General features: G+C 62.4%; 16 protein-coding genes. 8 read left to right on the top strand and 8 right to left on the bottom strand.

Annotated features, from left to right (window positions below):
* Positions 1-33: 33 nt before the first annotated feature.
* From ACO08A_RS09530 to ACO08A_RS09505, 6 genes are all read left to right on the top strand, one after another.
* Entirely contained in the window at positions 34-1,068 is a 1,035-nt protein-coding gene (locus ACO08A_RS09530) for a LacI family DNA-binding transcriptional regulator (RefSeq protein WP_422040867.1), read from the top strand.
* A 100-nt stretch (positions 1,069-1,168) separates the two neighbouring features.
* Positions 1,169-2,116, top strand: coding sequence for a substrate-binding domain-containing protein (locus ACO08A_RS09525; RefSeq protein ID WP_422040866.1), 948 nt, complete (start codon positions 1,169-1,171; stop codon positions 2,114-2,116).
* A gap of 81 nt (positions 2,117-2,197) precedes the next feature.
* On the top strand, positions 2,198-3,169 hold the full coding sequence (locus tag ACO08A_RS09520) for an ABC transporter permease (RefSeq protein ID WP_422040865.1): 972 nt from the start codon (positions 2,198-2,200) through the stop codon (positions 3,167-3,169).
* Positions 3,166-3,909 (top strand): ATP-binding cassette domain-containing protein, encoded by a 744-nt coding sequence (locus ACO08A_RS09515; RefSeq protein ID WP_319385096.1) that lies wholly within the window; start codon positions 3,166-3,168, stop codon positions 3,907-3,909. Before ACO08A_RS09520 ends, ACO08A_RS09515 begins: the two co-directional genes overlap by 4 nt.
* Positions 3,910-3,918: 9 nt before the next feature.
* Complete coding sequence (locus tag ACO08A_RS09510) at positions 3,919-4,773, top strand: sugar phosphate isomerase/epimerase family protein (RefSeq protein ID WP_422040864.1); 855 nt, start codon at positions 3,919-3,921, stop codon at positions 4,771-4,773.
* Positions 4,770-5,408 carry a nucleoside/nucleotide kinase family protein gene (locus ACO08A_RS09505; protein ID WP_422040863.1) on the top strand — a complete coding sequence of 213 codons (639 nt, stop codon included), beginning with the start codon at positions 4,770-4,772 and terminating at the stop codon, positions 5,406-5,408. Before ACO08A_RS09510 ends, ACO08A_RS09505 begins: the two co-directional genes overlap by 4 nt.
* A 39-nt stretch (positions 5,409-5,447) precedes the next feature.
* Here ACO08A_RS09505 and ACO08A_RS09500 read toward each other — a convergent pair whose 3' ends face one another.
* From ACO08A_RS09500 to ACO08A_RS09465, 8 genes are all read right to left on the bottom strand, one after another.
* Positions 5,448-6,212: an SDR family oxidoreductase gene (locus tag ACO08A_RS09500; protein ID WP_422041735.1), complete on the bottom strand. Its 765-nt coding sequence runs from the start codon at positions 6,210-6,212 to the stop codon at positions 5,448-5,450.
* Between the two features lie 2 nt (positions 6,213-6,214).
* Positions 6,215-7,249 (bottom strand): zinc-dependent alcohol dehydrogenase, encoded by a 1,035-nt coding sequence (locus ACO08A_RS09495; protein WP_422040862.1) that lies wholly within the window; start codon positions 7,247-7,249, stop codon positions 6,215-6,217.
* Between the two features lie 8 nt (positions 7,250-7,257).
* The gene (locus tag ACO08A_RS09490) at positions 7,258-8,355 is read right to left on the bottom strand and encodes a mandelate racemase/muconate lactonizing enzyme family protein (RefSeq protein WP_422040861.1); all 1,098 of its coding nucleotides are present in this window, start codon (positions 8,353-8,355) and stop codon (positions 7,258-7,260) included.
* The gene (locus ACO08A_RS09485; protein ID WP_319387569.1) at positions 8,352-9,329 is read right to left on the bottom strand and encodes an ABC transporter permease; all 978 of its coding nucleotides are present in this window, start codon (positions 9,327-9,329) and stop codon (positions 8,352-8,354) included. The genes ACO08A_RS09490 and ACO08A_RS09485 overlap by 4 nt, the downstream gene beginning before the upstream one ends.
* Before the next feature lie 29 nt (positions 9,330-9,358).
* Positions 9,359-10,342, bottom strand: coding sequence for an ABC transporter permease (locus ACO08A_RS09480; protein ID WP_422040860.1), 984 nt, complete (start codon positions 10,340-10,342; stop codon positions 9,359-9,361).
* Positions 10,339-11,859, bottom strand: coding sequence for a sugar ABC transporter ATP-binding protein (locus tag ACO08A_RS09475; RefSeq protein ID WP_422040859.1), 1,521 nt, complete (start codon positions 11,857-11,859; stop codon positions 10,339-10,341). The genes ACO08A_RS09480 and ACO08A_RS09475 overlap by 4 nt, the downstream gene beginning before the upstream one ends.
* A 164-nt stretch (positions 11,860-12,023) precedes the next feature.
* Positions 12,024-12,998 (bottom strand): ABC transporter substrate-binding protein, encoded by a 975-nt coding sequence (locus ACO08A_RS09470; protein WP_422040858.1) that lies wholly within the window; start codon positions 12,996-12,998, stop codon positions 12,024-12,026.
* 52 nt (positions 12,999-13,050) lie between these two features.
* Positions 13,051-14,523 (bottom strand): aldehyde dehydrogenase family protein, encoded by a 1,473-nt coding sequence (locus ACO08A_RS09465; RefSeq protein WP_422040857.1) that lies wholly within the window; start codon positions 14,521-14,523, stop codon positions 13,051-13,053.
* A 226-nt stretch (positions 14,524-14,749) separates the two neighbouring features.
* Between ACO08A_RS09465 and ACO08A_RS09460 the strand changes: the two genes are divergently transcribed.
* Positions 14,750-15,463, top strand: a complete 714-nt coding sequence (locus ACO08A_RS09460; RefSeq protein WP_422040856.1) for an FCD domain-containing protein — start codon at positions 14,750-14,752, stop codon at positions 15,461-15,463.
* Complete coding sequence (locus ACO08A_RS09455) at positions 15,460-17,079, top strand: GMC family oxidoreductase (RefSeq protein ID WP_422040855.1); 1,620 nt, start codon at positions 15,460-15,462, stop codon at positions 17,077-17,079. The genes ACO08A_RS09460 and ACO08A_RS09455 overlap by 4 nt, the downstream gene beginning before the upstream one ends.
* The last annotated feature ends 139 nt before the right edge of the window (positions 17,080-17,218 follow it).

Below are 17,218 nucleotides of genomic sequence, written 5' to 3'. Positions count from 1 at the left end.
TTTTCTAGCATTGACGCAAGGAGGAGTTTGTCGATGCCCGACAAGGCTGCGCAAAAGCAGCGGGGGTCGAGGCCGTCCATCCGCGATGTCGCGCGGCGGGCGGGCGTTTCACCCGGTTGCGTTTCCAATGTGATCAACGGCCGCCGCAAGCTGGACGATCCCATCGGCCGCGCCGTGCTCCAGGCGGTGCGCGATCTCGGATACCGCCGCAACACCATGGCCTCCAATCTGCGCAGAAGCCAAAGCCGCATCATCGGCCTCGTCATTCCCGATTTCGAAAACCCGTTTTTCGCTGAACTGGTTGCAAAGCTTGAGCATCGCGCCGAGGCCACCAACTACCGCATCGTTGCCACATCCAGCCGCGAAGACGCGGACATCGAGGCGCGGGAGATCGACGAACTGGTGGGCTGGCGCGTGGCGGGCGTCTTCGTGATCCCCTCGCTGTATTCCCGCGCCGCGGAGCTTGTTCAAGCCAACGAAACACCGTTCGTCTTTCTGGACCGCATCCAGCAGAACGCGGCAACCGACGGCGTCGGCGTCGACAACGCCGCCGCCAGTGCGGCCCTCATGCAGAAGCTGTTCGATGCCGGGCATCGCCGCATTGTCGTGGCGTATCTCGGAGACGGCATCGCCAATGTCGCCGAGCGGCTGGACGGGGTGCGTGCCGCCGTCGACAGCCATGCGCAGGACGTCACTGTCGATTACGTTCCGACCGGGGACAGCATCGAGGGCGCGCGCACCGCGCTCGCCGCCTATCTCGACAGGAACCCGGCTCCCGATGCCGTGTTCTGCCTGTTCAACACGGCAACACTGGCCGCCTATGGCCTGTTGCAGGAGCGCGGCCATGTCATCGGAACGGACACCGCCCTGGCCGGTTTCGATGACAGCGCCTGGATGGCCCATGTGCACCCGCCCGTCGCAGCCATTGTCCAGCCGACGGAGGAAATCGCCCGGGTCGCGTGGGAGCGTCTCCTGGCAAGGATCGAGGGCGGCAACGCTTCCCCGGAGACGATCCGCATCAATTGCCGGCTCGAGGCAAGGCAGTCGCTCGGTCTGCTCCAGAGGTAAGCGGGCGCAAGCAACAGCACCGGTGCGTGAGCGCCGGTCACAAAACAGAAGGTGACGAAGAAGCGCCGGTACAGCAGAGACGAAAAGTGGAGGAAAGCAAATGTTCAAGCAATTGACCGTAACTGCCCTCGTGGCGCTGCTGGCGGTACCAGCACAGGCCGAAACTTACGGTGTTCTGATGAAAACCCTGTCCAATCCGTTCTGGGGTGCCATGGAACTCGGCGTCCGCGACGGAGCCAGCGAGGCAGGCGTGGAATATTATCTGCAGGCTGTCGAGAGCGATCAGGCGGCTGAGCCGCAGCTCAATGTCTGCAACACGATGCTGGAGCGCCAGCCGGACGCGATGATCACCGCAGCCATCAACTCGACCATTCTGCTGCCCTGCCTGAAACGGGCAACGGAGATGGGCATTCCGGTCGTCGACCTCGACGGCAATCTCGATCACAAGATCGCAACCGATGCCGGCGTCGACATCGCCTTTTCCATCGGGTCCGACAACGTAGCGGCCGGTGCGCAGGGCGCCGAGTGGCTCGTCAGCCAGGTCGGCGCGGATGCCAAGGGACCGGTTCTGGTCATCGAGGGCCTGTCCGGAAACGTGACCGGTCAAAAGCGGGCCAACGGGTTCTCTGAAAAGCTCGCCGAACTGGCGCCGGGGCTCGAAATCGTTGCCTCTCTGCCGGGTGACTGGGACCGGGGCAAGGCGGCCAACATCACCAACGATATCCTGACCTCCAATCCGGAGCTCGTTGCCATCTTTGCGGCAAATGACGGCATGGCGCTTGGTGCGGTCGAAACGGTTTACGCGGCCGGCAAGGGCGATCAGGTCACCGTCATTGGCGTCGACGGCAACTCGGATGCGGTCAAGTCGATCAAGTCCGGCCGTCTGAACGCCTCGGTCGCGCAGTTGCCCTACCTCGTCGGCAAGCAGGCCGTTGAAATGGTCAAGGCCGGCGGCGACCAGCCGGACTGGGTCTATGTTCCGACCATGGTGCTGACCAAGGAGGTGCTGGAAGGCGGCTCCGACCCGATGCTCGAATACGTCAAGTAACAGCGGCCATGCGGGCCTGGAGCCTGGAGCGTTCGCCAGAACGCCGAAGACCCTCCGGGCCCGCATTTTCCGGGTGGGCATATGCTGAAAATTCTTGAAAGAACACACGTTCGGGCGGAGTCGCTGGCCGTTCTGCTTGTGCTGGTCGTCGTCATGGCGATCCTGTCGCCGGTAACCGGCTCCGGGGTGCGGGTCTTTCTGACCGCGAACAACTTCTTCAATATCATCCTCGCCAGTGCCACCTTCGGCATCCTGGCCATCGGCGCGACCTTCGTCATTAGCGCGGCGGGGATCGATCTCTCGCTCGGCTCCGTTCTGGGCCTCGCGTCGGTCACCGGCGCTGCGCTTGTCGTCACGCTCGAACTGCCCTGGTACTTCGCCATCATCGGCGCGCTTGGCGCCGGCGCTGCCGCCGGTGCGGTCAACGGCTTCATCATCACAAGAGGTCACGTGCCCGCCTTCATCGTGACCCTTGGCATGCTCGGCATCGCCCGGGGTCTGGCGCTGATCATCTCCAGCGGACGCGGTATCTACGGTCTGCCGGAAGAGATCCTGTTTCTCGGCCAGGCGCGCCCGTTCGGGGTGCCGACCCCCGTCTTCATTCTTCTGTTCGTCGCACTGGCCTCCCACTACCTGCTGGCGCATACCCCGTTCGGGCATCACACGCTGGCGCTCGGCGACAACGAAAACTCGGCGCGGGCGACGGGCATCAACATCCGGCGTCAGCGGATGCTGCTCTACACGATCTCCGGCCTGATGGCCGGTATTGCCGGATTGATCTTCACCGCGCGCGTGAACACCGGCGATCCGACCGCCGGTCTCAACTACGAGCTCCTTGCGATCACCGCCGCGATCATCGGCGGGACCAACCTCTTCGGCGGCCGGGGTTCGATCCTCGGCACGATGATCGGTGCGCTCATCATGGGTGTGCTGCAGAACGGTCTCAATCTGATGGCCGTTCAGGCTTACTACCAGCAGATGGCGATCGGCGCCGTCCTGATTGCCGCCGTCTGGCTCGACCAGATCCGGACACGGGGGAGGTCGCTGCAATGAGCCTTCTGGAGCTTTCGGGCGTGGAGAAGAGTTTCGGTCCCGTGCAGGTGCTGCACGGCGTCAACCTGACGGTGGATGCGGGCGAGGTGATCGGCCTTGTCGGCGACAACGGTGCCGGCAAGTCGACGCTCATGAAGACGATCACCGGCGTCTACACGACGGACAAGGGACGTATCAGTTTCAACGGCACCGATGTCACCGGACGGAACCCCGGAGAGCGTCGCGAAAGCGGCATCGAGATGATCTACCAGGACCTCGCACTCGCGCCGCAACAGGACGTTGCCAACAACATCTTCCTCGGACGTGAGCCGACCAAGCGCTTTCTCGGACTGCTGCCGGGCTTTGTCGACAAGTCGAAGATCGATGCCGAGGCCCAGCACATGATCGACCGGCTGGGTGTGCACGTTCCCTCGATCCACCTGCCGGTCGGCATGCTGTCTGGCGGTCAGCAGCAGACCATCGCGATCGCACGTGCGCTCACCTTCAAGCCCAAGCTGGTGATCATGGACGAACCGACGGCGGCCCTGGCCGTGCGCGAGGTGGAAAGCGTGCTGAACCTGATCCGGCAGATGCGCGATGAAGGCATCGCGACAATCCTGATCAGCCACCGTCTCAACGATGTCTTTGAAGCCTGCGGCCGTATCGTGGTACTTCGACGCGGAAATGTCATTGCCGATCTGAAACGGGACGAAACCGACATGGCGGAAGTCGTTTCATACATTGTCGGCGCACACGGATAGGATTGCGATATGCCCCGGTTAGGACTGCATGGCCTCGCCTTCACACCGCTCTGGAACCCCGCAGAGGCGGACCGCCTGCTTCCGCCGATCACGGCGCATGGCGTGACGGTCATCGAGACGCCTCTGCTCGACCCGAAAAACTACGACAGCGTCGGCACCCGGCGCGCGGCCGAGCGCAATGGCGTGGAAATCGTCTGTTCGCTCGGTCTTCCGGCCGAGATCGATATCCTGCGCAATCCGGGCGATGCGGTGGACTATCTGGGCTTTGCCCTTCAGGTGGCCCGGGACGCCGGCGCTGCGGCGCTTTCCGGCGTGACCTACGGGACCATCGGCAAGACCAGCGGTGCGCCGGTCACCGCAGCGGAAAGCGATGCCATCTGCCGGCTGGTCGACCGCGTCGCCCAGAAGGCACGGGATCTCAACATGCGTCTCGGGCTTGAACCCTGCAATCGCTACGAAACCCACTTGTTGAACACGGCCCGGCAAACGGCCGAGATCATCGAGCGTGTCGGCGCGCCCAACGTCTTTATCCATCTCGACACCTATCATATGAATATCGAGGAAGCCGGCATGGCCGAGGGGTTTGCCGATGCGGGCGAGCATCTGGGCTATGTTCATCTGTCGGAATCCAATCGCGGTGTTCCGGGCAGGGGCACGCTCGACTGGGCGGCGACGTTCAAGGGACTGACCGACGTCGATTTTCAGGGAACGATGACATTGGAAAGCTTTGTCTATCTGGCGCCGGAGATCGCATCCGGACTTGCGGTCTGGCGTCCGGTGGCTGACCGCGCGGAGGATATTGTGGAAGTCGGCCTGCCCTTCCTCACCGAACAGGCCGAAGCCGCGGGGTTGAGCCTGTCGTGACCGCTTCGCAGGACATTTCGGTCGAGGATCTCGCAGCCCGGATCGTGGACCGCGGGCAAACGAACCGCAGCATAACCGCCGTCTGCGGCCCGCCCGGAGCAGGCAAGTCGACCCTCTCCGACGAACTGGCTGCATGGTTGAACGAGAAAGATCCGGGCAGTGCCGCCGTTTTCCCGATGGACGGCTATCACTATGACGATCTGATCCTCAACGCCCGTGGATGGCGCCCCCGGAAAGGCGCGCCGCACACATTCGATGTCGGCGGCTTCAGGCACATGCTGATGCGGCTCAAGCAAAACGAGGAAGACGAAATCGCCGTCCCCGTCTTTGACCGCAGCATCGAGATCGCGCGCAACAGTGCTCGCGTCATTCCGAAGACGGTCCGCCACCTGATCGTCGAGGGCAACTATCTGCTTCTAGACGAAGCGCCCTGGCGAGACCTGGGTCCGCTTTTCGACACCACCGTCTTTCTGAGCGTGCCGCTTGCCGAGCTGGAGCGGCGATTGGCCGAACGCTGGCAGGATCTGCCCGAAGCAGACCGCAAGGCGAAGCTGGAAGAAAACGATCTTCCCAACGCCCGCAAGGTCGCCGGCGGCAGTCTTCCGGCGGAGTTCCGGATCGTCTTCTCGCCCTGAAACAGGCTCTGAGACGGGTCTTGCAACCACCGCGCGTCGCTACCGTCCCATCCAGCCACCGTCGACGGTCATGACAGTGCCGTGCATGTAGTCCGAGGCGGCGGAAGCCAGGAAGACGGCCGGACCGGCAAAGTCCTCCGCATTGCCCCATCGCCCCGCCGGGATACGTTCCAGGATGGACTTCGACCGCACGGGATCGTTGCGCAGTGCTTCGGTGTTGTCCGTCGCGATGTAACCCGGCGCAATCGCGTTGACATTGATCCCCCTGGCGGCCCATTCGTTCGCGAAGGCCTTGGTCAGCTGGCCGATTGCGCCCTTGGAGGCCGCGTAGCCCGGCACCGTGATGCCGCCCTGAAAGGTCAGGAGCGACGCCGTGAAGATGATCTTGCCCGAGCCCCGTTCCACCATGCGCGCGCCGATTTCGCGCGTCAGCACGAACTGGGAGGACAGATTGACCTCGATCACCTCGTCCCAGATGTCGTCACCATGTTCGGTAAGCGGCGCGCGTTTGATCGTGCCGGCATTGTTGATGAGGATATCGATCACCGGGTGCGCTTCGTTGACCGTGGCCGCGAAGGTTTTCAGGGCCTCGCGGTCGCCGAAATCGCAGCTGTAGCCGGTGAAGTTCCGTCCGAGGGCACGGACCTCTTTCTCGACATCGCTGCCCGTGCTTTCGAGACTGGCGCTGACGCCGATGATATCCGCGCCGGCATCGGCGAGGGCGACGGCCATCGCCTTGCCGATCCCGCGCTTGGCACCCGTGACAAGCGCCGTTTTTCCCGCAAGGCTGAAACTGTCCAACACACTCATTCTGCATTCCCGCTGATCTGGATCATGGATTTTATGGCGCTCGGGTTCTGGGTCAGCGCTTCGAACGCGCCCTGAATGTCCTTGAGCGGCTGGATATCCGTGATGAAGGAGGAACAGTCCACGACACCTTCTGCCAGAAGCTGCATGGCCTGGTCGTAGTCCTCGGGCCGGTAGACACGGGCGCCGAAGAGTTCCAGTTCCCGCCAGAAGAACCGGAACATGTCGACGTCCGGCTTCTTGGCGTGAATGGCCACCATGACGATACGGCCACGCGCGGCGGCAGCATCGGTCATCAGGTCGACACCGGGCTGGCTGCCGGAGACTTCGAAGACGACATCTGCCCCCTTGTTGCCGGTCAGCGCGTTCACCTGCTCGGCCGCGTCTGACAGTTTCGGGTTGATCGTGGTGAAGCCGAGCTTTTCCGCGTAGGCAAGACGGCTCTCGCTGATCTCGCTGATCGTGACATTGCCGCCTGCGTGCCGCGCGACCAGCGCGACCAGGAGACCGATCGGGCCGCCGCCGATCACGAGAACGTCTTCCCCGGGTTTCACCTGTGCGCGGTTAACGTCGTGACACGCGACCGCCAGGGGTTCGATCAGCGCTGCATGCGCAAGATCGAGGCCCTCGGGAAGGACGTGGATGGTGTGAGCGGGGACGTTCCAGTATTCCTGGAACGCACCTTCGGTATCGATGCCGATGAATTTCAGATTGTGACAGATATGCTCGTGACCGGCGCGGCACGCGGGACATTCGCCGCAATGGTCCAATGGCCTGACGACAATCCGGTCGCCCGGCTTCAGGCCATCGACGCCGGCACCGACCGCGGAAATGGTTCCGGACATTTCGTGACCGATCGTGCGCTCGAACCCGACGCGCTGGTCCATGTGGCCGAGGAAGATGTGCAGGTCGGTTCCGCAGATGCCGCAATAGGCGACCTTGATCTGCACCTCGCCGGGACCGGGATCGGACACCTGCTTCTGTTCAAGGGAAAACGTCTTGTCGCCGCGATAAACGGCAGCATGGCTGAGCATGAGGACCTCTAGAGTGTCAGGACTTTGTGGGGGTCAAGGAGCGTCCAGTCGAATTCGACGCCCGTCCCCGGGGTTTCCGGCGCAACGGCAAGGTGATTTTCCACCTGCAGCGGGCGCCGCGTGTATTGGTCGATCGGAAACGAATGAACTTCGATCCAGCCGGCATTCACCTGCGCGGAAACAAGACTGACGTGTAACTCCTGCATTCCGTGACTGCATACCGGGATCTTGTGTTGACGTGACAGATCAGCAACCTGAAGGAAGCCGGTCACGCCGCCGCAGTTGGACGCATCCGGCTGGATGAAGCTGAGTTTGGACTGGTCGAATGCATATTCGAATTCATGGATAGTATGAAGATTTTCGCCCATGGCAAGGGCACATCCGGTTGCATCCGTGATCTCGGCGTATCCCTTGTAATTGTCGGGGATCGTCGGCTCCTCGAACCAGAGAATGTCGTAGGGGGCGAAGGCCCGCGCCGCGGCGATCGCTTCGTCCACGGACATGGAGTAGTTGGCATCGACCATGAACGCGACATCGGGACCGATGAGTTCCCTGACGGCCGCGATCCGCGCAACGTCTTCTTCGAGTGTTGGCTGGCCGATCTTGATCTTGACCCCGTTGAAGCCCCGTTCAAGATAGCCCCGCACACTCTCAAGCAGTTTCGGCAGCGGGAAATTCAGATCGATGCCGCCGCAATAGGCCTTGCACCTGTTGTCGGCACCGCCTGCCAGCTTCCACAGCGGCCAGCCACGTGTCTTGCCGCGAATGTCCCATAGGGCGATGTCGACGGCCGAGATGGCGAACGAGGCGATCCCGCCGCGTCCCACATAGTGGATGTGCCATTGCATGCCTTCGTAGAGATTTTCCACCGCGGCGGCATCCTGACCGATCAGGAAGGGCGCCAGATCGTGATGGATCATGGCCGCGATCGCCGACCCGCCCTTTCCGCCCGTATAGGTGTAGCCGGTCCCTTCCGTACCGTCGGCCAGGACGACAGTCGCCGTCACCAGCTCGAACAGGGTGTGGTCGCCATGTTTGGCGTCCACCAGGACCTCGGCCAGCGGCACATGGAACAGCTGCGTGCGGATCTGCTTGATCGCGGTCATTTGGCGAACTCCACGCCCGACTGCCGGTTCATGACCCGCGTCTGGAACAGGATGACCGCGAACAGGAATGCCCCGCGGATGACCATCTGCCAGTAGGCGCTGAAGCTGATCCAGCCCTTGCCGTTTTCAAAATTCAGGATGTTGAAGACCAGGCCGAGCAGAAGCGCGCCTGCGACCGTCGCCGGGATCGACCCGAGACCTCCGGTCAGGAGGGTTCCGCCGACGACCACCGAGGCAATCGCCGAAAGCTCCCAGCCGACACCTTCAAGCGGCTGACCGGCCCCAAAACCGGAGGCAAGGAAGACACCCGCCAGCCCGGCGCAACCGCCGGACAGCCCGTAGGCGAAGATCTTCGCCCGGTTGACCTTAAGTCCCATCATCACGGAGGCGTCCTCGCCGCCGCCGACGGCAAGGATTGTCCGGCCGAGGCTGGTCATTTCCAGGACCACCCAGAGACAGACCACGAGAATGCCGACGAGAACGATCGTCCAGGGAACGATGCCCATGGCCTTTTCCATGCCGAGTTGGGTGAAGTTCGAGCCCCAGTCGACGGCGATCGTCTGGGCGCCCGAGATCACCAGCGAGCCGCCCTTGGCGCCAAGCATCGTGGCAAGCGTCGCGATGAAGGGCGGGATGCGCCCGAAGACGATGCAGACCGCATTGAAGAGGCCGAAGCCGACACCCGAAAGCACCGCGAGCGGAAGCGCCACTTCGATCCCGTAGGGGCTGAGATAGGCCGCAATGACGGAGGTGAAGGCCGCCACGGACCCGACCGAGAGATCGATCCCGCCGGTCAGGATGACGAAACACATGCCGACCGAAATCGCGATGAACATCGCGTTGTAGTTCAGGAACGAGGTGATGTTGTAGGCGCTGCCGAAATTGTCGTAGCGCAGCAATCCGAACACGATCAGCACGAACAGGGCGATCCAGACCGCGACCGATTGCGGGTTGCGGGAGATGTATTTCCGCATGTCGAAGGCATTTTGATCAAGCACGGCTTCTATTCCTTTCGCGCTTGCTGAATGTAGACCGCAGCCAGGATGATCGCGGCCTTGGCAATCAGCGCGACTTCGTCTTCAACGCCGTTGGCCAGAAGCGTGTATTTCACCAGCTGGATGATGACGGCTCCGAGGATGGCGCCGAAGATCGGAGCCTTGCCGCCCTGGAGCAGCGCCCCGCCGACAACGGCCGCCGCGATGGCGTCGAGTTCCATCAGGTTGCCGTTACGGGCCGCGTCGGAGGCCGAATTGATCGCGACGACGATGAGCCCGGCAAGGCCTGACAGGATCGAGCAGATCACATAGGCGCCGATCTTGACCTGGCGCACCGGACCGCCGGCAAGTTTCGCGGCGCGCTCGTTGCCGCCGATTGCGAGCAGGTAGCGTCCGAAGACGGTGCGGTTCACGACCCAGAAGAGAAGGCAGGCAATGGCAAGCGCCAGCCATCCCTGAAACGGGAAGCCGAGAATCTTTCCGGTGCCGAGATAGCTGAACTCGGGATAGGAGAAGGTCTGCAGGTTGCCGTTCGTCAGCACCTGCGCGATGCCGCGTCCCGAGATGAACAGGATCAACGTCGCGATGATCGGCTGAACCCGCAGCACGGCGACGATCACCCCGTTGAAGAGCCCGCAGACGAGGGCTGCGACCAGTGGCAGGAAGAGCGCACCGATCAGCCCCAGCACAGGGTAGGCCTGGCCGAAATCCGACAGGAAGATCAGTGGAGCCAGCGCTCCGGAAAGCGCCATGACCGCGCCGACCGAAAGATCGATCCCGCCCGTTGCAATCACCAGGGTCATGCCCATGGCGACGATGGCAATCGTCGCGACCTGCGAAATGTTGACGGCCAGCGTCTGCGTTTGCAGGAAATTGGGCGTGACGATGATGTTGAAGATGAGGATCAGGCCGAGCGCGATCAGACCCCCGTGGTTCTTCAGCCTGGCGGTGACGTCGGTTCGCATCGTGTCTTCTGATGTCAGGCTGGTCATGCGGTGCCCTCCTCATGGTGGGCAAGCGCCTTGACCAGGGCGTTTTCGGTGATCCCGGGATTGGTCAGTTCGGACACCGCCTTGCCTTCATGCATGACGACGATGCGGTTGGCACCTTCCACCAGTTCCTCGAATTCGGAGCTGATCAGGATGACGGCATGCCCGTCGTCGACGAATTTCCGGATGATGGACTGGATCTCGCGCTTCGCGCCGACATCGACCCCGCGTGTGGGCTCGTCGAGGATCAGGATATCCGGCCTTGTCGCCAGCCAGCGCGCCAGGAGAACCTTCTGCTGGTTGCCGCCCGAGAGCTCGCGGATCGGCTGATCCATGTGCGATGTCTTGATCCCGAGCTTCTGGATGAACTCGCCGACCAGTTCCTTTTCGCGGTCCCGGTCGATCTGACCGTTCTTGCGCAGGTTCGGCAACAGGGCGAGCGTGAGGTTTTCACGGACCGACATGTCCGGCACGATCCCCTCCGCCTTGCGGTCTTCGGTCAGGAACCCGATCCGCGACCGGATGGCTTCGGAGGGTTCCGACGGTTCGAATTCCCGGCCCTGCAGATGTATGGACCCGGCGGTCAGGTGATCCAGCCCGAAAATGCTTCTGGCCGCCTCGGTGCGTCCGGACCCGAGCAAGCCGCCGAGGCCGACGATCTCGCCGCGGTGAAGCGTCATGGAGAAATCGCTGAGGCGCGGTCCCGTCGCGACCTTGTCGACTTCGAGAACAACCTCGTCAAAGGCGGCGCGGCCGCCGGCCAGTTCCGTCAGTCCTTCGGCGGCGATCTCTTCCGCGTTGCGTCCGAGCATGCCGGCGATCAGATCGAGCTTGGTCGTCTCCGGGATGGGCTGGCAGCCGACCGTCTGGCCGTCACGCATGATGGTGACCCGGTCGCAGATCTGGAAAAGTTCGTCCAGAAAGTGGGAAACGTACAGGACCGAGACGCCGGAGGACTTCAGCTCCCGGACGACACCGAACAGGATTTCCACTTCGGAGCTGTCCAGCGACGAGGTCGGTTCGTCCATGATGACGAGCTTCGCGTCCATGGAGACGGCACGGGCAATCGCGACGAGTTGCTGGATCGCCGTTGAATAGCTTCCGAGCGGGGCCGTCACGTCAATCTCGATGCCGAACCTGGCAAGGATTTCGCGTGTGCGCCGGTGTGCCTCGGGCCAGTTGATCATGAAGCCGAAGGACCGCGGCTCCTGTCCCATCACGACATTTTCGCTGACGGACCGGAGCGGGACCAGGTTCAGTTCCTGGTAGATGGTGGCGATCCCGGCATTCTGGGCTTCGCGCGGCGAGGCGACGTGGCTTGGTTCGCCGGCGAAATCGACCGTGCCTTCGTCGCGGCGGTAAAGGCCCGTCAGAATCTTGATGAGCGTTGATTTTCCTGCACCGTTTTGACCGATGAGTGCATGGACTTCGCCGGGTTCGACCTCAAGAGACGCACTTCGAAGAGCCGGAACGCCGCCGAAGTGTTTCTTGATCCCGGCCATGGTGAGCAGAGGTGCCATGGTGGCTCCTGTCAGCATGAGAGCATCGCGTGATCGCGGAAGCGCGCCTGGATGCCCGATCACATCAGAACCGATCAGCCGCGGGATGTTCAGGCAGGTCCGCCTGAACATCCGCTGATCTGGGAGAAAGAAGCCGGAAGGGTTTCCCCTCCCGGCAGATGGCCTCAGTAGGCTTCGTCGATGTGCTCCGGGGCATTGGCAGCCGTGAAGATCCGGTCTTTTACCTGCACCCAGGGCTCGATGGTTTCGCCGGCGGCATAGCGTTTCATGGTTTCACAGGCGAGCGGTCCGAAGAACGGGGAACTCTCCACCGTGACACCCATCTTGCCGTCGATGATGGCCTGAAGTGCATCGCGCGTTCCGTCGATGGAGACGACCAGAACGTCTTCGCCCGGCTTGCGTCCGGCAAGCTCGAGGGCCTGGATGGCACCGATCGCCATTTCGTCATTGTGGGCGTAGACGATGTTGACGTCCGGGTGGGCCTGCAACAGCGTCTCCATGACCTGACGGCCGAGATCGCGGGCGAAGTCGCCGGACTGGGATGCGACGATTTCAAAACGCTCGTCCTGGACGATGCGGTCGTCGAAACCCTTCTTGCGGTCATTGGCCGGCGAGGAACCCGTGGTGCCTTCCAGCTGGACGATGATGCCCTTGTCGCCCTTGAAATTCTCGATGGTCCATTCCGCAACGCGCTTGCCCTGGTCGATGAAGTCGGAGCCGAGGAAGGCAACGAAGTCCTCACCCGGCTTCGCTGCATTCGGGTCAACGGAGCGGTCGACAAGGAAGGTCGGAATGCCAGCGGCCTTGGCCTTCTTCACGGCAGGAATGAGCGGCTTTTCTTCGCGCGGCGGCAGGAACAGCACGTCGATGCCCTGGGCAATCATGCTGTCGACATCGGCGACCTGCTTTGCCGCGGAGCCGGCAGCATCGGTCGCGATCAGATCCCAGCCGCAGCTTTCGGCCGTGTCATGGAAGGACTTGGTTTCGGCGATCCGCCAGGGGTTGTTGGACTCCATCTGCGCAAAACCGACCTTGTAGCGGTCCTTCTGCTCAAGCGGCGGCAGCCCGGCAGCCGAAGCGATTGAAGTCACTGCGCCAAAAGCAATCGCAGTAGCCAGCAAGAGAGTACGTTTCATCATTTCCTCCACTATGGTGCGACCAGAATCCCCCCGGCCGCAAGAGCTTGAGGCGCTAACCCCAATTCAGGTAGGCCGTCTGCTTGCGCAGATAGCCATCGAAGCCGTAACGGCCGTCTTCTCCCCCCAGCCCGGACAATCCCCACCCGGTGTGGAAGCCTTGCACGGCCTCTCCGTTGGAGCGGTTCAGGTAGAGTTCTCCGAACTTCAGGCGATAAGGAGCTTGTGCGAGACGCTTGTGGTCCCGGGTGAAGAGATAGGCGGACAGCCCGAAAGACGTGTCGTTGGCAAACCGGACCGCCGTGTCGAAATCATCGACCCTGACGGCCGTTGCAACCGGGCCGAATACCTCGTTCTGGACGGCCGGATTGTCGTTCTTCGACGCTTCCAGGACCGTCGGTGCGAACCAGTGGCCCTTTCTGAACGGGCCATCCTCGCGGATGCCGCCTTCAAGATGGATGTCCGCGCCCGCACGCACGGCCTGCGCAACGATATCGGCAACCTTGTCCCGCTCGATACGGCTCACCTTGGGACCCATGTCGACGCTGCCGAGCGGGTCTCCGAGGGTCAGCGCTTTCGAGGCGGCAACGAATTTTTCCAGGAACTCGTCCGCAACGGCACGGTGCAGATACATGCGTTCGTTGCAGGTGCAGATCTGGCCGCAATTCGTGTAGCGCGCGGCCACCGCCGCCTGGACGGCGCTGTCGATGTCGGCGTCTTCCATGACCAGGAACGGGGCCTTGCCGCCCAGTTCCAGGCGCACGACCTTGATGTTGTCGGCGCCGGCCCGGTAAATCTCGCGCCCCGCGCGGGTGCTGCCGGTCATGGTGACGAGATCGGACATCGGGCTTTGCACGAGGGCGGCACCGACGACGGGCCCGCGGCCGGTCACCACGTTGAAGATCCCGGCGGGAAGACCGGCCCTCTCACTCAGACGTGCAAGGGCGAGCCCGGAAAGCGGCGTCGCCTCGTGGGACAGCAGCACGAAAGTGTTCCCGGCCACCAGCGCCGGCCCGAGCTTTCTTGCCGCCAGCGCGAACGGGTAGTTCCAGGCGGTCAGCCCGACCACGACGCCGTAAGGATGCCGCCGGATGTGAATTTCCTCGTCCCGGTTGTCGGACGCAACGATATCGCCTTCGATCCGGCGCGCATTCTCCGCCGCGTATCTCAGGAAGGTTATGCCGGCGTCGATCTCCTGGTTCGCATGAGCGAGCGGCTTGCCCTGTTCGAGGGTGACAAGGCGTGCCAGCTCTGCCTTGTGCGCCTGGACTTCGTCCGCAAGGGCTGCGATCAGTCTTCCGCGCTCGATCGCGGGACGGCCCGCCCAGGCACTAAAGGCACGGCGCGCGGCGTCAAGCGCTTCGAGCGCGTCTGTCTCCGACCCGTCTGCGATCGTCGCGATGATGTCCTCGTTTGCCGGGTTCTCCACTTCCAGAGCCGCCGATGCCGGCGTGCGCGTAAGCCACTGGCCGTTGATGTACATCCCGCCAGCGATCGGACTTTCCGAGGAGAGGGTAAAATCAAACACGAACAAATTGCCCTTTGGTATGACCAAACTAATCAAAGTAAGTTAAGAAAAGAGACCAAAGTCAATCCTAAATTGAGAAATTTAGTACGTAAAAATAATAAACACATGAAAAATAACAGAAAACTGGCAAAAATTTCTGAAGCTCAGAAAAAATTGCTTTACGAGCATCAAGTTTATGTCGTACCAAAAATGCGTGAAATTGATGACAAGGGAGAGTTGACGCCCAATGGACATCGGCAACGAAACGGGTCGGGCAGCGGACAATGTAGTCGCAATGCTGGAAGCGAAAATCGTTTCCGGTGAGCTGGAAGACAGGACGCCCTTGCCCGCCGAGCGGGAGTTGATGGAACAGTTCGGCGCAAGCAGGACCGTGATCCGCGAGGCGATTTCCCAGCTGTCCAGCCGCGGTCTGATCGAAACGCGGCCCCGTTTTCGCCCGATCGTGCGCAAGCCGGATTACGCGACCGTCCTCCACGCCTGCGGCAATGTCGTCCAGCATCTCCTGACGGACAAGACGGGCATCAAGAACCTTTACGACAGCCGGGTCTTCATCGAACGCGCCCTGGTGCGCGAAGCTGCGTTATCGGCACGCAAGGAGGACATCGCCGGCCTGCGGGAAGCGCTCGAGGAAAACCGGAAAGCCATCCCGGACTCGAAGGAATTCTACCGAACGGATGTCGCCTTCCACGGTGTTCTCTACCGCATTCCCAGGAACCCGATTTTCCCCGCTATGCACGAAGGCTATACGTCCTGGCTGGCGCCCCAGTGGGACCGCATGCTGCGCTCTCCTGAACGCAACGAGGTCAACTACCTGGCGCACAAATCCATCCTCGATGCCATTGTGGAGCGCGATCCGGTCGCGGCCGAAGAAGCGCTGAACAACCACCTGAAGGCGGCCTGGGAATTCGTTCGCGTCACATTTGACTGGGGGGACGAATGACCTCGGACTACGACTACATCGTCATTGGCGGCGGTTCCGGTGGTGCTGTCGCGGCAGCGCGGCTCGTGAGCGAGGGCGGCGCGCGTGTGCTCCTGCTGGAAGCGGGCTATTCCCATCGGCACCCGCTGCTTGATATGCCCCCCGGCATTTTCAAGATGATCAACGGTTCCAAGTACATGCGGTATCACAAGACGACGCCGCAAGCGCATCTGGATGGCAGGGTCCACGACATCCCGCAGGGCAATGTCCTGGGCGGCGGATCTTCCGTCAACGCACAGGTCTACATGCGCGGCCGCCCCGGCGACTACGATGCCTGGAACGATGTGCTCCGCGCCAACAACGACAACCCCGGCTGGGGCTGGGCGGACGTCCTCCCCCACTTTAAGGGAATGGAAGCGAACAACCGGCTTGCCGGCGATCTTCACGGCACGGACGGCGACGTCATGGTGTCCGACCCGGGTTATGTCGACACCATGTCCCGCTGGTTCGTGCAGTCGGTTCAGACCCTTGGCGAGCCCTACAACACGGACTTCAACGGCCCGTCGCAACGCGGTGTCGGTTTCTACCAGTTCACCAACAGGAATGGCCGCAGGAGTTCAACGGCCTACGCGTTTCTCGAACCGCTGCGCGGCAATTCGAAGCTGACCATCAAGCTGCAGGCGGCGGTGGACAGGATCATCGTGGAGAACGGACGGGCGGTCGGCGTGTCCTACACCGATCCCTCGGGGACACACACCGTCAATGCGTCGGCGGAAATCATCCTGGCAGCGGGGGCGCTGGTGTCGCCGAAGATCCTCATGCTCTCGGGGATCGGTCCGGCGGATCATCTCGGCGCGTTCGGTATCCAGGTTCACGCCGACATGCCCGGCGTCGGCCAGAACCTGATCGATCATCCCGAAGTCCCGATCACGGCCTATGCCAGCGGGCCGCACGGCTATTACCGTCAGGGCGAAGGCTGGCGCATGCTCCTGAACGGTCTTCAGTTCAAGCTTTTCGGAAGCGGCCGCATCACCTCCGCCGGCGTCGAGGCCGGGGCTTTCGTCAACCCGCGCAACCGCGACGGCGAACCGACGATCCAGGCCTTCTGCGTTCCCATCGTCTACCTGGACCGGGATGCGCAGTCGGAGCTGAAAGACGGCTACGGGGTCACGGTCACGACGGTCGTCGTCAAACCCAAATCGCGCGGTGAAGTCAGGTTGGCCTCCGGATCGCCGGCCGACATGCCGATCGTGTGTCCGAACCTTCTGAAGGAGGAAGACGACATGCAGGAGATGATGGCGGGCCAGCGCTTCTTCCTTGAAGCGCTCCAGTCGAACCCGATCGCCTCGAAGCTGAAGAAAGTCGCGATCCCCGACCCCGGCAAGTGTACCGACGAAGATCTCAGGAGCCACTGCAAGCGGTTCGTCAAGACCAACTATCATCCGGCCGGAACGGCGCGCATGGGGGCAGATGGCGATGAAATGGCCGTGCTTGACGGCAGGCTTCGGGTCCGGGGTGTCGACAACTTGCGGGTCTGTGACATGTCCGCCGTACCGGACATCAACGCGGGCAACACCAATGCGCCAGCCATGATGCTGGGCTCGCGCTGTGCGGAGTTCATACTCCAGTCTGGCTGACCCTCTCGCCATGACATGCCTGGACCGGCCCCACCTGCAATCGCGGCAGCGTTCACTGTCCTGAGCGGCGGTGGAGGGGTGTGTCGCCGGATCTGCGTTTCCTGTCTCCTTCCGGGCACAAGTACCACGGCATCGGCAG

The sequence above is a fragment of the Roseibium sp. genome (assembly GCF_965232425.1).
GTDB lineage: Bacteria > Pseudomonadota > Alphaproteobacteria > Rhizobiales > Stappiaceae > Roseibium.
Note: the sequence above shows the minus strand (reverse complement) of the source record. Positions and strands in the feature narration are given on the sequence as shown.

Coding starts and splice junctions, on each gene's coding strand:
- ACO08A_RS09480 (WP_422040860.1), bottom strand. CDS start 10,342: ATGACCAGCCTGACATCAGAAGACACGATGCGAACCGACGTCACCGCC.
- ACO08A_RS09520 (WP_422040865.1), top strand. CDS start 2,198: ATGCTGAAAATTCTTGAAAGAACACACGTTCGGGCGGAGTCGCTGGCC.
- ACO08A_RS09490 (WP_422040861.1), bottom strand. CDS start 8,355: ATGACCGCGATCAAGCAGATCCGCACGCAGCTGTTCCATGTGCCGCTG.
- ACO08A_RS09525 (WP_422040866.1), top strand. CDS start 1,169: ATGTTCAAGCAATTGACCGTAACTGCCCTCGTGGCGCTGCTGGCGGTA.
- ACO08A_RS09495 (WP_422040862.1), bottom strand. CDS start 7,249: ATGCTCAGCCATGCTGCCGTTTATCGCGGCGACAAGACGTTTTCCCTT.
- ACO08A_RS09510 (WP_422040864.1), top strand. CDS start 3,919: ATGCCCCGGTTAGGACTGCATGGCCTCGCCTTCACACCGCTCTGGAAC.
- ACO08A_RS09515 (WP_319385096.1), top strand. CDS start 3,166: ATGAGCCTTCTGGAGCTTTCGGGCGTGGAGAAGAGTTTCGGTCCCGTG.
- ACO08A_RS09485 (WP_319387569.1), bottom strand. CDS start 9,329: ATGCGGAAATACATCTCCCGCAACCCGCAATCGGTCGCGGTCTGGATC.
- ACO08A_RS09470 (WP_422040858.1), bottom strand. CDS start 12,998: ATGATGAAACGTACTCTCTTGCTGGCTACTGCGATTGCTTTTGGCGCA.
- ACO08A_RS09475 (WP_422040859.1), bottom strand. CDS start 11,859: ATGGCACCTCTGCTCACCATGGCCGGGATCAAGAAACACTTCGGCGGC.
- ACO08A_RS09530 (WP_422040867.1), top strand. CDS start 34: ATGCCCGACAAGGCTGCGCAAAAGCAGCGGGGGTCGAGGCCGTCCATC.
- ACO08A_RS09460 (WP_422040856.1), top strand. CDS start 14,750: ATGGACATCGGCAACGAAACGGGTCGGGCAGCGGACAATGTAGTCGCA.
- ACO08A_RS09455 (WP_422040855.1), top strand. CDS start 15,460: ATGACCTCGGACTACGACTACATCGTCATTGGCGGCGGTTCCGGTGGT.